Source organism: Rhodococcus sp. NPDC056743, assembly GCF_042790355.1.
In the GTDB taxonomy this organism is placed as follows: Bacteria; Actinomycetota; Actinomycetes; order Mycobacteriales; family Mycobacteriaceae; genus Rhodococcus_F.
Genome location: NZ_JBHTZI010000013.1, coordinates 24167 through 38590 on the forward strand (window position 1 = coordinate 24167; position 14424 = coordinate 38590).

General features: G+C 62.5%; 10 protein-coding genes. 9 read left to right on the top strand and 1 reads right to left on the bottom strand.

All coding sequences use genetic code 11. The annotated features are described in order from the left end of the window. The first annotated feature begins 1 nt into the window (after window position 1). The 5 genes from ACFRFQ_RS27180 (at window position 2) to ACFRFQ_RS27200 (ending at window position 5179) form a co-directional block, all read left to right on the top strand. On the top strand, window positions 2–1390 hold the full coding sequence (locus tag ACFRFQ_RS27180) for an acetyl/propionyl/methylcrotonyl-CoA carboxylase subunit alpha (protein ID WP_378664706.1): 1389 nt from the start codon (window positions 2–4) through the stop codon (window positions 1388–1390). A 5-nt stretch (window positions 1391–1395) separates the two neighbouring features. After that, window positions 1396–1617, top strand: coding sequence for an acetyl-CoA carboxylase biotin carboxyl carrier protein subunit (locus tag ACFRFQ_RS27185; protein WP_378664708.1), 222 nt, complete (start codon window positions 1396–1398; stop codon window positions 1615–1617). Window positions 1618–1850: 233 nt separating this feature from the next. Further along, a complete protein-coding gene (locus tag ACFRFQ_RS27190; RefSeq protein WP_378664845.1) occupies window positions 1851–3104 on the top strand; it encodes an acyl-CoA dehydrogenase family protein in 1254 nt (417 codons plus the stop codon). Next, on the top strand, window positions 3097–4140 hold the full coding sequence (locus ACFRFQ_RS27195; protein ID WP_378664710.1) for a phosphotransferase family protein: 1044 nt from the start codon (window positions 3097–3099) through the stop codon (window positions 4138–4140). Before ACFRFQ_RS27190 ends, ACFRFQ_RS27195 begins: the two co-directional genes overlap by 8 nt. A 55-nt stretch (window positions 4141–4195) precedes the next feature. Beyond that, the gene (locus ACFRFQ_RS27200) at window positions 4196–5179 is read left to right on the top strand and encodes an NADPH:quinone oxidoreductase family protein (protein WP_378664712.1); all 984 of its coding nucleotides are present in this window, start codon (window positions 4196–4198) and stop codon (window positions 5177–5179) included. Between the two features lie 71 nt (window positions 5180–5250). On the opposite strand, the gene ACFRFQ_RS27205 is transcribed toward ACFRFQ_RS27200, so the two are convergent. Then, window positions 5251–6561 carry an ammonium transporter gene (locus tag ACFRFQ_RS27205; protein WP_378664714.1) on the bottom strand — a complete coding sequence of 437 codons (1311 nt, stop codon included), beginning with the start codon at window positions 6559–6561 and terminating at the stop codon, window positions 5251–5253. A gap of 163 nt (window positions 6562–6724) precedes the next feature. Between ACFRFQ_RS27205 and ACFRFQ_RS27210 the strand changes: the two genes are divergently transcribed. The 4 genes from ACFRFQ_RS27210 to ACFRFQ_RS27225 all read left to right on the top strand — a co-directional run bounded on the left by ACFRFQ_RS27210 (window position 6725) and on the right by ACFRFQ_RS27225 (window position 14380). Beyond that, window positions 6725–8857 (top strand): DNA polymerase III subunit gamma and tau, encoded by a 2133-nt coding sequence (locus tag ACFRFQ_RS27210; protein ID WP_378664715.1) that lies wholly within the window; start codon window positions 6725–6727, stop codon window positions 8855–8857. A gap of 68 nt (window positions 8858–8925) precedes the next feature. Then, window positions 8926–10647, top strand: coding sequence for a glycoside hydrolase family 5 protein (locus ACFRFQ_RS27215; protein ID WP_378664717.1), 1722 nt, complete (start codon window positions 8926–8928; stop codon window positions 10645–10647). A 334-nt stretch (window positions 10648–10981) separates the two neighbouring features. Then, window positions 10982–12196 (top strand): acetyl-CoA C-acetyltransferase, encoded by a 1215-nt coding sequence (locus ACFRFQ_RS27220; protein WP_378664719.1) that lies wholly within the window; start codon window positions 10982–10984, stop codon window positions 12194–12196. A gap of 45 nt (window positions 12197–12241) precedes the next feature. After that, window positions 12242–14380, top strand: a complete 2139-nt coding sequence (locus ACFRFQ_RS27225) for a 3-hydroxyacyl-CoA dehydrogenase NAD-binding domain-containing protein (RefSeq protein WP_378664721.1) — start codon at window positions 12242–12244, stop codon at window positions 14378–14380. The last annotated feature ends 44 nt before the right edge of the window (window positions 14381–14424 follow it).

Here is a 14424-nt window from a genome sequence, read left to right on the forward strand (position 1 = left end):
CATGACTGACAACGTGACGCAGTATCCGCGTAGCGTGCTGATCGCCAACCGCGGTGAGATCGCTCGCAGAATCATCAAGACCACGCGCAGGCTCGGCATCGAGTCCGTCGCCATCTACCACCCCGTCGACGCGGACCTCCCCTTCGTTCGCGAGGCAGACCGTGCGATCTGTATCGAGGACGAGAAACCTCTCGGTACCTACCTCGACGCGGGGAGAATCATCGAGAGTGCTTTGGCAGCAGGAGTAACCGCGGTTCATCCCGGATACGGCTTTCTCGCCGAGAACGCTCAGTTTGCCAGGGCAGTGACGGAGGCCGGGCTCCTCTGGATCGGCCCGAGCCCCGAGGTGATCGAGGTGATGGGCGACAAGGTCACCGCCAGACATGCAGTTGCCGCAGTCGGAGTGCCGGTCAGCGGCGGTACCGCCGACGGATTGTCATCGGTGAACGACGCACTCGTTCAGGCTGAGTCGATAGGTTTTCCGGTCATGCTCAAAGCCGCCGCCGGCGGCGGTGGGATCGGTATGGTCGTAGCGCACGACACCGAACAACTGGGCAAGATGTTTGCAGGTACCCAGTCCATGGCGGAACGTAGCTTCGGTTCGGGAAAGGTGTTCTTGGAGAAGTACATTTCTTCTGCCCGGCATGTGGAGGTTCAGGTACTCGGCCTGGCCGACGGAAATATCGTTGCGCTCGGTGAACGAGACTGCTCTGTGCAGCGACGCCATCAGAAGGTTGCCGAGGAATGCCCTGCACCCGGTCTCACGCAAGCCGTGCGGGAGAAGTTGAGTGCGGCGGCGATTCGCGCGGCCGGCGCGGTCGGCTACGAGAACGCCGGCACCGTCGAGTTCTTGATGGACACCGAGACCGGGGAGTTCGTCTTTCTGGAGATGAACACCCGCATCCAGGTGGAGCATCCGGTGACTGAGCTGACCTACGGGGTCGACCTCATCGAGCAGCAGCTCAGTATCGCCGCTACCGGCCGAACCACGATCGAACTTGACACAGAGCCGAAGGGCCACTCGATCGAGTTTCGTGTCTGCGCCGAGGATCCTGTCAGGTTCTTCCCGGCACCCGGGACGATCGAGCAGTGGAACCCCCCGACCGGACCGGGAATTCGGGTTGACAGTGGGTACGACGCTGGTGACGTCGTCACCTCGAACTTCGATCCGCTTCTCGCCAAGCTATGCGTGACGGCGCCGAGCCGAACCGAAGTTGTCGAATTGGCGCAGGGCGCGCTCGACGCCTTCGAAGTGACCGGAATCGTGACGAATCTTCCGTTCCTGCGGTTGCTCGCTCGTACAGAGGAGTTCGTTGCCGGGCAGTACGACACTTCGATCGTTTCCACCATCACCAGTCGAGAACTGGCAAAAGCCAAGTCGGGAGTATGAAGAAAATGACTGAAATGATTCAGGCGGATATGAGCGCCAATGTGTGGAAGATCCTTGTCGCGGTCGGCGACCCGGTTATCGCAGATGAGCCGTTGATGATCCTGGAGTCCATGAAGATGGAAATCCCGGTTGTTCATTCCGAGTCCGGAACGGTGATCGCGGTCCATGTGGCGGAAGGTCAGAGTGTGGGGATCGGCCAACCCCTCGTCGAGGTCTCTGCGCAGTAAGTCAGGTTCCCGAATCCTCGGAGGCCCTCGGTGCGGTTTGTCCGCTGCGGACGGCGGAACGAGACGTGTCCGATGTCGGTCTGGCGTCGTTGAACAGTGCAGCGTGCCACTGTGAGTCGATCGATCGGCTCAACACCGCAAAAGACAAATATGCCGGAGAGCGCCGTTCCACGCATTTGTATTCACACTCGCGCATTCACAATCCAAGGAGCACTAGCGTGACCTTTTTCGAGATGACTGATCGTGCAAAGCAGTACCAGGCCGATCTGTTGGAGTTCATGGATTCACACGTCTACCCCGCCGAAGCGGTGTACGACGAGCAGATGCGCGCATCCGGAGACCCGCACTTTCAGCCTCCGATCGTCGAGGAACTCAAGGTGCAGGCCCGAGAAAGGGGACTGTGGAACCTTTTTCACCCACACCCCGGGTACGGACCAGGACTGACCAACCTCGAGTATGCGCCGCTCGCAGAAATCATGGGACGCAGCCTTATGGCTTCGGAGGTGTGCAACTGCAACGCCCCAGACACCGGCAACATGGAGGTCCTGCAACTCTTCGGCAGCGAAGAGCATCACGAGAAGTACCTGAAGCCTTTGCTCGACGGCACCATGCGGTCGGCCTTCGCGATGACCGAACCCCGGGTTGCCAGTTCGGACGCAACCAACATCGAATTGCGAATGGAACGCGACGGCGACGAGTACATTCTCAACGGCCGTAAATGGTTTGCCTCCAACGCTTTGCACAAGAACTGCAAGGTCATGATCGTGATGGGCAAGACCGACCCGAACGCTGAAGTGCATCGTCAACAGTCGATGATGGTGGTGCCGATCGACGCACCCGGGGTCACAGTGATGCGAGGTCTGCCGGTGTTCGGCTATCAGGACCGTGAGGGGCATGCCGAGATCGACTTCAAGGACGTCCGGGTGCCGGCCACGGATCTGCTCAAGGGTGAGGGCGAGGGCTTCGCGATCAGCCAGGCTCGGCTCGGACCCGGCCGGATCCACCACTGCATGCGGGCGATCGGAACTGCTGAGCGCGCCCTGGAACTGATGTGTACTCGCGCGCAGTCCCGGAGCACTTTCGGTCAGAAGATCTCCGAAAATTCGAATGTCCAGGACTGGATTGCCGAGGCGCGCATCAACATCGAGATGATCCGGTTGCTCACGCTCAAGGCCGCGTACCTGATGGACACCGTCGGAAACAAGCATGCGCGTACCGAGATTGCCGCGATCAAGGTCGCAGCTCCGAGCATCGCACTCGAGATCGTGGACCGGGCAATCCAGGTCCACGGCGGCGGCGGCGTGACCGATGATTTTCCCCTCGCGTTGGCCTGGGCGCATCTGCGTGCGCTCCGGCTTGCCGACGGCCCCGACGAAGTACACAAGCGCGCCATCGCCAAGCAGGAACTGCGCAAGTACCGTGACCTGGCACGGGTGTCGATGCCCAGCTCGGGCGCGTCACTCAACGGAAGTCCGGTTCGTGTCTAGCTCGGCAGTCTCGGAGGCAGTGGGGATTGACCGCAGTTCGGTGACTGCATGGATCAGGTCACTCGGCCTCGATGTCGTCGGCACATTGAACTTCGAACGAATCGGGCTCGGGCAGTCGAACCTGACATTCCTTGTCACCGACGAGGCGGGGCACCGTTGGGTACTACGACGGCCGCCGCTCGGACACCTGTTGGCGTCGGCGCACGACGTGGCCAGAGAAGCCCGCATCTTGTCGGCGTTGGGCGACACCGTCGTCCCGGTACCGCGCGTATACGGATTGACTCAGGACACCCGATTCACCGATGCCACACTGCTGTTGATGGAATTCGTCGACGGGTTGGTGGTGGACCGAATGCCGGTTGCCGAATCGTTGACTCCTCAGCGTCGCCGCGAGATCGGTCTCGCGCTGCCGAAGACGTTGGCCCAGATCCACGCGGTTGACGTGAAGCAGTGTGGACTCGACGACCTGGCCAGTCACAAGCCTTACGCACAGCGTCAGCTCAGGCGCTGGAGCAGGCAGTGGGAGGAGTCGAAGACCCGGGAGCTACCCGAGTTCGATTCGGTCACTGCGCGGTTGGCTGCGGCAGTGCCCGAGCAACACGAGCTGTCATTGGTCCACGGGGACTTTCACATTCGCAACGTCATCACTGCGCAAGAACGCGGCGATGTCGTTGCGGCCCTGGACTGGGAGTTGTCGACACTCGGAGATCCGTTGGCGGACATGGGTAGCATGCTCGCCTACTGGCCGGAAGCGGGCGAAGACACTGCATTCGACTTCGCTCCGACCGTTCTCGACGGATTCCCGAGCCGAGACGAGCTCGCATCGACGTATATCAACGAGACCGGGCGAGACGCCGCGGCCCTGAAGTACTGGCACGCGTTGGGGCTGTGGAAGATCGCGGTGATTGCAGAAGGCGTGATGCGCCGGGCGATGGACGAGCCGCAGAACAAGGCTGCGGATGGGACACCTACCGTCGAACAGATCGACGGACTGGTTCGGATGGCCACACAGGTGGCCGACGAGGCAGGTATCTGACAGTGCTGACCGATCAATTCGATTCGCAAGATCTTCCCGAGAGGACACAAAAACTATGAAGGCATGGCGCGTCAACGAACTCGGCGAACCGCGAGATGTCCTCCGATTCGAGGAAACTGCCGATCTGGTTGCCGGTCCCGGGCAATTGCTGGTCAAAGTGCTTGCTGCACCGGCGAATTTCCCCGATGTCCTGCTGTGCCGCGGCGAGTACCAGATCAAACCCCCGCTTCCGTTCACCCCTGGCGTCGAACTGTGCGGTGAGGTTATCGCGATCGGGGACGGCGTAACACGCTTCGCTGTCGGAGATCGGGTGATCGGCAACCCTTCCCTTCCTGACGGAGCATTTGCCGAGATGACCATCATGGCGGAAGCCGACACGTATTCGGCGCCGGCCTCACTCGATGACGCCGAGGCGTCCGCGCTGAGCATCGGCTACCAAACGAGCTGGTTCGCTCTGCATCGGCGCACGCAGTTGTTGCCCGGTGAGACGCTGTTGGTTCACGCCGCAGCTGGTGGAGTGGGCAGCACCGCTGTCCAGCTCGGTAAGGCTGCAGGCGCCAAGGTCATCGGCGTCGTCGGTGGACCCGACAAAATCGAGTACTGCCGGCAATTGGGGGCAGATCTTGTGATCGACCGCCGCAGTGAGGACTTCGTTTCGATCGTCAACGAGTACACCAACGGTCGCGGCGCCGACGTCATCTACGATCCGGTCGGCGGCGATGCCTATGCAAAATCAACCAAATGCATTGCGTTTGAAGGTCGTATCCTGACCATCGGTTTTGCCAGTGGCACGATCCCGACTCCCGGACTCAACCACGCGTTGATCAAAAACTACTCGATCATCGGACTCCATTGGGGATTGTACAAGCGGTACAACCAGCAGGCGATTCTGGATTGCCACGACGAGCTGACCAGGATGGCTGACGCCGGTCTGATCAAACCGTTGATTTCCGAGCGTCTTTCGCTGACTGACGTATCCGAGGGTCTGGCCAAACTGGCTGAGGGCAAGAGCGTAGGAAGGATGGTGTTTGTGCCCTGATCCGCTAATTCGTTGATTCGAGTTTGCCCGCAACCTCGCTTGTCGAGGAGGCGGGCAACTTCAGTGGTGTGTCAGTCCCGGTCGTGTTCTCGTTCTTCGCGTGATCGCTGAAGGAACGGACTGGGGTTCTGGCCGCCGATCGGGCCGTGGCCAAGGACACCGTGCTCGTACGCGGACTCCGCGTGCAGTGCGACGTCGATTCCGCGGGCCTCGTCTTCGCGCGAGATACGGAAGCCGAAGGTTCGATCGATCAGCTTGCCGAGGCCGTAGGTAACACCGAAGGCATAGAGCGCGACGACGACTACACCGACAAATTGCTTGCCGAGCTGTGCCAGGCCGCCACCGTAGAAGAGTCCTTCAGGGCCGCCGGTCATGACTGCCGTAGCAAGGAGTCCGATCAGCAACGAACCGATGATGCCGCCGACGAGATGCACGCCGACCACGTCGAGGGAGTCGTCGTAGCCGAGCTTGTGCTTCCAACCCACGGCATAGGAGCAGACGATGCCGGCGATCAATCCGATGATCACTGCCCCGAACATATTGACGGTTCCGCAGGACGGCGTGATGGCGACAAGGCCGGCAACGACGCCTGACGCGGCGCCGAATGTCGTGGGATGACCGTCGCGGTTCTGCTCGACGAACAGCCAGCCCAACAGGCCGGTGCAGCCGGCGACGAGGGTGTTGAGGAAGATCTGCGCGGCCATACCGTCGGCGGCAAGAGCGGAACCGGCGTTGAAACCGAACCATCCGAACCACAGCAGGCCGACGCCGAGCAGGACGAAGGGGAGGTTGTGTGGGCGCATCGACTCCGCTTTGAAGCCCATGCGCTGACCGAGAACAAGAGCCAGGGCGAGTCCGGACGCACCGGAGACGATCTCGACGACCAAGCCACCCGCGTAGTCGAGCGCCCCCATTCGAGCCAGCCAACCGTCCGGATTCCACACCCAGTGCGCGACGGGAGCGTAGACGAGGAGAGACCAGATCGGCACGAAGATCATCCACGCGGAAAACTTTGCGCGGTCTGCGATGGCGCCACTGATCAGTGCTGCGGTGAGAATGGCGAACGTCAGTTGGAAGGTTGCGAACAGCACTTCCGGAACGTTCCCATGCACGGTCGACGGGTCGATGCCTGCCATCCCGAGGTGTTCGAGTCCGCCGATGATGCCGCCGTGATCGTCACCGAATACGAGGCTGTAGCCCACGAACAGCCAGGCCACGGTGACAAGTGCGATGGAGACGAAGCTCATCATGATCATGTTCAGTACGCCGGTCGAGCGGACCATACCGCCGTAGAACAGGGCAAGGCCTGGAGTCATCAGTAGAACGAGTGCGGTACTGACGAGCAACCAGGCGGTTGCTCCGGCGTCGATGGTGGCGGGCACAGTTTTCTCCTCCCACATGCGGACCTGTCCGCATGCTCGGCATCCACGATGAGTGCGTGTGGTTTCCACTGCGCTGCGACCATGTTGCAAACATGTTTCGTGTACGTCTGCGCGTTGCACCCGCACCGGGCGAGCTGTCGTACCGCGCCGGTAGTCTTTGCGCGTGGCCCTGTACCGGAAGTATCGACCGGCGTCCTTCGCCGAGGTGGTGGGGCAGGAACATGTCACCGCACCACTGAGCACCGCCCTCGACGCAGGGCGAATCAACCATGCCTACCTGTTCTCCGGCCCCCGTGGCTGTGGAAAGACGTCGTCGGCTCGCATTCTCGCGCGTTCGCTGAACTGCAAGGAAGGCCCGACGTCGACGCCGTGTGGGGTGTGTAACTCTTGCATCGCGCTCGGCCCTGGTGGTTCCGGCAACGTCGATGTCACCGAGCTCGACGCCGCGAGTCACGGTGGTGTCGACGACACCCGTGAGCTTCGCGACAAAGCCTTCTATGCGCCGGCCGAGTCGAACTACCGCATCTTCATCATCGACGAGGCCCACATGGTCACGGCGGCCGGCTTCAACGCGCTCCTCAAGATCGTGGAAGAGCCGCCGGAGCATCTCATCTTCGTTTTCGCGACGACGGAACCGGAAAAGGTTCTTCCGACCATTCGGTCGCGTACGCACCACTATCCGTTCCGGCTTCTTGCGCCGTCCACGATGCGCGGACTCCTCGAGAACGTGTGCGCGCAAGAGAACGTCCCCGTCGAGCCGGCTGTCTATCCGTTGGTCATCAAGGCCGGTGGCGGATCGCCGCGTGACTCCCTCAGCGTTCTCGATCAACTCCTTGCCGGAGCCGGCGACGAAGGCGTCACCTACCCGCGGGCTCTCTCACTTCTGGGTGTCACCGACGTTGCCCTCATCGACGAGGCCGTGGACGCGCTGTCCGCCAGTGACGGTGCCGCGCTTTTCGGAACAGTCGAACGCGTCATGGACGCCGGCCACGATCCCCGCAGATTTGCCCTCGACCTTCTCGAACGCCTTCGCGATCTCATCCTGATGCAGGCAGTTCCCGACGCTGCCGAAACGGGATTGGTCGACGCACCCGAAGCCGAACTGGTCACCATGCGTGAACAGATTCAGAAGGTCGGACCGGCCACGCTGACGCGTTTTGCCGAGACCGTCCACGCCGGGCTCGGTGAGATGCGCGGCGCCACTGCACCGCGTCTATTGCTCGAAGTGATGTGCGCCAGGATGCTGCTGCCCTCGGCATCGGATTCGGAATCTGCGCTGCTCCAGCGGTTGGAAAAAGTCGAAAGAGGTATCCCGGCAGGAGGTTTCGCGCCAGTTGCTGCCGGCGTCGTTGCTTCCAGTGCTGCCGCTCCGCAGGCTGTGCATGCTGCGCCGACGGCACCTCCTGAGCCGGTTGTCGAGTCCAAATTCCAGCGTCCGTCTCAGCGTAAAGCGGAACCGGAGGTCGTGCCGGCCGCGCCGGTAGTCGAGCGCGCGCCTGAACCTGCGCCTGCGCCGGTGGTCGAGGTTGCGCCCGAACCTGTGCCTGTGGTCGAACCCGAACCCGAGCCTGTTCCGGTCGCTGAGGCTGCGCCAGAACCTGAACCTGTGCCAGTGGTCGAGCCCGAACCCGCTCCGGTTCCGGATGAGGTGCCGGCCGCTGCCCCCGCTTCGGCGGGCCCGACCGTCGAGACAATGCGCGAGGCGTGGAACACGTTGCGCAACAAGGTGGGTGAACGAAACAAGGTACTGCCGGCGATGCTGTCGGCTGCGACGGTTCACGATGTGCGTGGCCAGGTATTGGTGATTGCGCATGTCACTCCGGTGCTCGGTGCGCGTGTCACGTCGCCGCACAATGCGGCGGTCATCTGTGAAGTGCTTTCCGAAATGTTCGGTGGTACTTGGCAAGTGGAGTACCAGGAGGGCGCACCGGTCGTTCCGGCCGGTTCTGGCCCGGCAGCCAAGACGGCTGAGGCTCCGGCGCGACCTGCGGCAGCGCCTCGCTTCTCGCGGCCAAGCCAGGAGCGCGCGGCCAAGGCTCCTGCGACACCGAGGCCGCAGGGCGCCGACCGCGGTTCCGACGACATTCCGCCGCCCGAGGCTCCGGATTATCCGGACGACCCTGGACCGGCGCCCGAGGTCGACTACGAAGCGACACCTGCCGCGGCAACGCCGGAAGAAGAGAAGCAGATGTTCGCGGAGGCCGCGCAACCTGCCGATCCGACAACCCGTCGCGATCCGGAGGAAGTGGCAAAGGAACTGCTCAAGGATGTCCTGGGGGCACGCAAACTCGAGTAGTGCTGCGACGGAGGTAGTTGATCAATGTCCGCTGATCAATGTCCTCAAAGCACTCACGTATTGGACACATGACCAATACGATCGATGCCGGTGATGGCTCTGCCGTCGATTCTTTGCGTCGAGGTGAGGTGAGTGTGTTGCGGATGCTGTCCGGGGTGCGCGGGAAAGCGACGACAGTGCTGGCGGCCGCGTGCGCCGCAGTCGTCTGTGCGGGAGCAGTGAGCGTCGGTGGAGCAGTGGGCGTCGGTGGAGCAGTGGGCGCAGGTATTGCAGCCGCGGAGCCGGCGCTCGATTCGACCCTCGATTCGACTCCGGCACGGTTGTCCACGAGTGGGGACGGGCAAGCGCGCATCCTCGACGATCAGGGGCGCACCGTCATCCTGCGAGGTGTCAATGTCAACGGTCTCGGTGAGTACTACCAGGAGTTCCCGGACCTCGACCCGACGATCCCTTTGACGGAAGCCGATTTTGCGGGGATCGCCGCCAAGGGCTTCAACGTGGTTCGGCTGATCATGACGTGGTCACGGATCGAGCCCCAGCGCGGGGTCTTCGACCAGGCGTACCTCGACGAGATCGCCGAAGCTGTGAACTGGGCGAAGAAGCACGATATCGGCGTCATTCTGGACATGCATCAGGATGCCTGGGGTCCTGCGGTCAACACTCCCGACGGTACTGTGTGCCCGAGTTTCATGAAGCCTGCCGTCGGCTGGGACGGTGCTCCGGCCTGGGCGACTGCGGTGACAGGCCCGGTGATGACGTGCCGGCTGGAAGATTCTCGTGAGGTGTCGGTAGCGGTTCAGACGTCGTTCGAGAATTTCTACAACGATCTGAACGGGGTTCAAGGGGAGTTCGTCAAATCCTGGGAGTTCGTGGTTCGGCGGTTCGCCACTGATCCGGCTGTCGTCGGATACGACCTGCTGAACGAACCCAATCCTGGTCTGGCTGTCGGTTTCAACGATTACGTGCGTTTGGGTCAGATGTACGACCGGTTGGTTCCGGCGATCCGAGCCGCCGAAGCATCGGTTCCGGGTGGTTTCAGCCATACCGTGTACTTCGAGCCAGGGGTCGTGTCGAGCATCCTGCCGACGCCGGGGCCGGCGACGAGTAGTGCAGATTCTTCGGGCAGTGCCGGTTCTGCGGGGTCGGCGTCGTCGGGCCCGTCCGGTTTCACGTCGGATTCCAACCTCGTCTACGCGCCGCACATTTACAACGAGTCGCTGCCGCTCGCGATGGGCACCATCGAGCAAGGCTTCGCCAACGCGCAGAAGGCAGCCGACAACTACGGGACGCCGTTCTTCTCGGGTGAATGGGGATTCTTCGGCAAGCCGGCCGACGATGCATCCAAGCTGGCCCGATATGCCGCGGCCGAGGATTCCTACCGGGTCGGTGGAACGTGGTGGCAGTGGAAGCAGGCCTGCGGCGATCCGCACAACATTCATGTGCGCGGCGAGCGTCCGGATTGCCAGGCCGGTGAATTCGGCGGTCTGTCCGATTTTCCTGCGGACGATCCGCTTCTGCCGATTCTGACCAGGGCGTATCCGCGCGCAGTTCCCGGTGAATTGACGGACATCCGGGCTGATGTGCCTAGCGGCGCACTCGAGGTCGAGGGTGTCGCGGACCGGGAGGGGGTCTCGGCAGACTTGTGGGTGCCCCAGCGCTGCGGAAGTCCGGCGGTGTCCGGAACCAACGTCGGAACTGCCGCTGTTCGCTCGGTCGACGGCGGCTACCGGGTTTCGGTACCGGTGACCGCTGCCGGTGTGTATCAAGTCGATGTGGTGTGCGCAGGCTGAAGAACAACGGATGATCGCTCTTTTGTGAACAGCAGATAGTTGCTGTCCGACGTTCAGGCGACACCCTTTGGCGCGTAGTCATGTGGGCGTCGCCCAACTCGTTCTGGGGCAGGATCGAGCAGGTAGGAGCCGGTGGTAACCGTGCCCGGTCGGCATCGTGATCGCCTCGGTCATGGAGCAGGATCGCTTCAGTCCTTCCCATATTTCTGGAACGCGTTCTAGAGTGGGAGGGCTGAGGTTTGTACCGGGCCGAGCGCTGTATCCGCGGGCTCGACCGAGGCGGACCGGTTCGACGCACACAGGGTCGACGCATACATGGAAGGAACACCTCACAGTGACCACAGAGGCATTCATTTATGAAGCCATCCGTACCCCGCGAGGCCGCGGCAAGAAGACCGGGTCGTTGCACTCGGTCAAGCCGATCTCGCTGGTCACGGGTCTGATCCAGGAACTGCGCGTGCGCTTTCCCGACCTCGACGAGGATAGGATCTCGGACCTCATCCTGGGCGTTGTCACCCCCGTCGGTGATCAGGGAATGGACATTGCCCGCGTCGCAGTCAACGATGCGGGACTGCCCGACACCGTCGGCGGCGTTCAGCTCAACCGTTTCTGCGCATCCGGTCTCGAAGCCGTGAACATGGCTGCTCAGAAGGTCCGGTCCGGCTGGGATGAGCTGGTGATCGCCGGTGGTGTCGAGTCGATGTCGCGTGTTCCGATGGGATCCGACGGTGGACCGTGGGCGCTCGACCCCGCCACCAACTACGACAACTACTTCGTCCCGCAGGGCGTCGGCGCAGACCTCATCGCCACCATCGAGGGCTTTTCGCGTGACGACGTCGACGCATACGCCGTGCGCTCGCAGGATCTCGCTGCCAAAGCATGGACCGGTGGATACTTCGCCAAGTCGGTAGTGCCGGTCAAGGACATCAACGGCATCACCATCCTCGACAACGACGAGCACATGCGTCCGGGAACAACGGCAGAGAACCTTGCCGGACTGGCTTCCGCATTCGGTGTGATCGGTGAAATCGGCGGGTTCGACGCCGTGTCGCTGCAGAAGTACCACTGGGTCGAGAAGATCAACCACGTTCACCACGGCGGCAACAGTTCGGGAATCGTCGACGGCGCTGCACTCGTTCTCGTCGGTAGCGAGCAGGCCGGCAAGGATATGGGTCTGACGCCGCGGGCTCGCGTCGTCGCCACCGCCACCAGCGGAGCCGACTCCACCATCATGCTCACCGGCCCGACACCGGCGTCGAAGAAGGTACTGGCCGCTGCCGGCCTGACCGTCGACGACATCGACCTCTTCGAGATCAACGAGGCATTCGCCTCCGTCGTCCTGAAGTTCCAGAAGGACCTGAACATCCCGGACGAAAAGCTCAACGTCAACGGTGGCGCCATCGCCATGGGTCACCCGCTCGGGGCAACCGGCGCGATGATTCTCGGCACGATGGTCGACGAGCTCGAGCGTCGTGGCGGCAAGCGCGCCCTCATCACCCTGTGCATCGGCGGCGGTATGGGCGTTGCCACCATCATCGAGCGCGTCTGACGCGGCGTCCGTCCTTCCAACGAGGCTTACCAGGAGTCAAGCAAAGTGACTGATCAGAACATCATCAACTGGGACCAGGACGCCGACGGCATCGTCGTGCTCACCATCAACGATCCCAACCAGGGCGCAAACACCATGAACGACGCGTACATCGCGTCGATGAAGGCCACCGTCGACCGTCTGGTCGCCGAGAAGGACTCCATCACCGGTGCCGTCATCACCTCCGGCAAGAAGACCTTCTTCGCGGGCGGTGACCTCAAGAACATGATCAAGGTCGGCCCCGAGCAGGCCGAGGAGATCTACAACCACAGCGTCGAGATCAAGGCAGACCTGCGTCGCCTCGAGACTCTCGGCAAGCCGGTAGTCGCCGCCATCAACGGCGCGGCACTCGGCGGCGGCCTCGAGATCGCTCTCGCGACCCACCACCGCATCGCGGCAGACGTCAAGGGCGTCAAGATCGGTCTGCCCGAGGTCACCCTCGGCCTGCTGCCCGGTGGCGGCGGCGTCGTTCGCACCGTGCGGATGCTCGGCCTGCAGAACGCGCTCATGGGCGTACTGCTCCAGGGACAGCAGCGCGGACCCGTCCAGGCCAAGGAAGTCGGGCTCATCGACGAGGTCGTCGGCTCGGTCGAGGAACTGGTTCCGGCCGCGAAGGCATGGATCAAGGCCAACCCCGAAGGCGGCGTTCAGCCGTGGGATGTCAAGGGCTACAAGATCCCCGGCGGAACCCCGTCCACTCCGGCATTCGCTGCCAACCTTCCGGCGTTCCCCGCGAACCTGCGTAAGCAGCTCAAGGGTGCTCCGATGCCGGCTCCGCGCGCCATCATGGCCGCAGCCGTCGAGGGCTCGCAGGTCGACATCGACAACGCGCTGCTCATCGAGGCTCGCTACTTCACCTCCCTGGTGACCGGTCGTGTTGCGAAGAACATGATCCAGGCGTTCTTCTTCGACCTGCAGGCCATCAACGGCGGCGGCTCACGTCCCGCCGGCATCGGTAAGACCCCGATCACCAAGGTCGGCGTTCTCGGTGCAGGCATGATGGGCGCAGGCATTGCCTACGTTTCCGCGAAGGCGGGCTTCGACGTCGTTCTCAAGGACGTCACTATCGAAGCTGCGAACAAGGGCAAGGCCTACTCCGAAGGCATTGAAGCCAAGGCGCTTTCGCGCGGCAAGACCACGCAGGAGAAGTCCGACGCGCTCCTGGCCAAGATCACCCCGACGGCTGACCCGGCAGATTTTGCCGGCGTCGACTTCGTCATCGAGGCAGTGTTCGAGAGCCAGGAACTCAAGCACAAGGTGTTCCAGGAGATCGAGGACATCGTTGCACCCAACGCACTGCTGGGTTCCAACACCTCGACGCTTCCCATCACGGGTCTTGCGACCGGTGTGAAGCGCCAGGAAGATTTCATCGGCATCCACTTCTTCTCGCCTGTCGACAAGATGCCGCTGGTGGAGATCATCCGCGGCGAGAAGACGTCCGATGAGGCGCTGGCCCGCGTATTCGACTACGTTCAGGCCATCCGCAAGACGCCGATCGTGGTCAACGACTCGCGTGGATTCTTCACCTCGCGCGTCATCGGTACCTTCATCAACGAGGCCATCGGGATGCTGGCCGAGGGCATCGAACCGGCCACCATCGAGCAGGCCGGTATGCAGGCGGGCTACCCCGCTGCGCCGCTGCAGCTTTCGGACGAGCTCAACCTCACTCTGATGCAGAAGATCCGCAAGGAAAGCGCGGATGCAGCCAAGGCGGAGGGCAAGGAACTGCCGGCAGATCCGGCAGGCGACGTCATCAACACCCTCGTCGAGGGCGGTCGCACCGGTCGTCTCGGCGGCGGCGGATTCTACGAGTACGCCGATGGCAAGCGCACCGGCCTGTGGTCCGGTCTGCGCGAAACCTTCAAGTCGGGTCCGACGGACGCGCCGCTCCAGGATCTCATCGACCGCATGCTGTTCATCGAAGCCATCGAGACCGTCAAGTGCTTCGACGAAGGTGTCCTCATGACGACCGCCGACGCCAACATCGGCTCCATCATGGGTATCGGGTACCCGGCTTGGACGGGTGGCGTCAGCCAGTTCGTCACCGGGTACGAGGGTGGCAAGGCTGGATTTGTCGCTCGCGCTGAAGAATTGGCAGCCAAGTACGGTGAGCGGTTCACGCCGCCGGCGTCGCTGAAGGGCTGATGTAGACCCACCTGAAAGAGCGAACGTACCTTTCGGCGCATCTA

Coding starts and splice junctions, on each gene's coding strand:
- ACFRFQ_RS27180 (WP_378664706.1), top strand. CDS start 2: ATGACTGACAACGTGACGCAGTATCCGCGTAGCGTGCTGATCGCCAAC.
- ACFRFQ_RS27185 (WP_378664708.1), top strand. CDS start 1,396: ATGACTGAAATGATTCAGGCGGATATGAGCGCCAATGTGTGGAAGATC.
- ACFRFQ_RS27190 (WP_378664845.1), top strand. CDS start 1,851: ATGACTGATCGTGCAAAGCAGTACCAGGCCGATCTGTTGGAGTTCATG.
- ACFRFQ_RS27200 (WP_378664712.1), top strand. CDS start 4,196: ATGAAGGCATGGCGCGTCAACGAACTCGGCGAACCGCGAGATGTCCTC.
- ACFRFQ_RS27215 (WP_378664717.1), top strand. CDS start 8,926: ATGACCAATACGATCGATGCCGGTGATGGCTCTGCCGTCGATTCTTTG.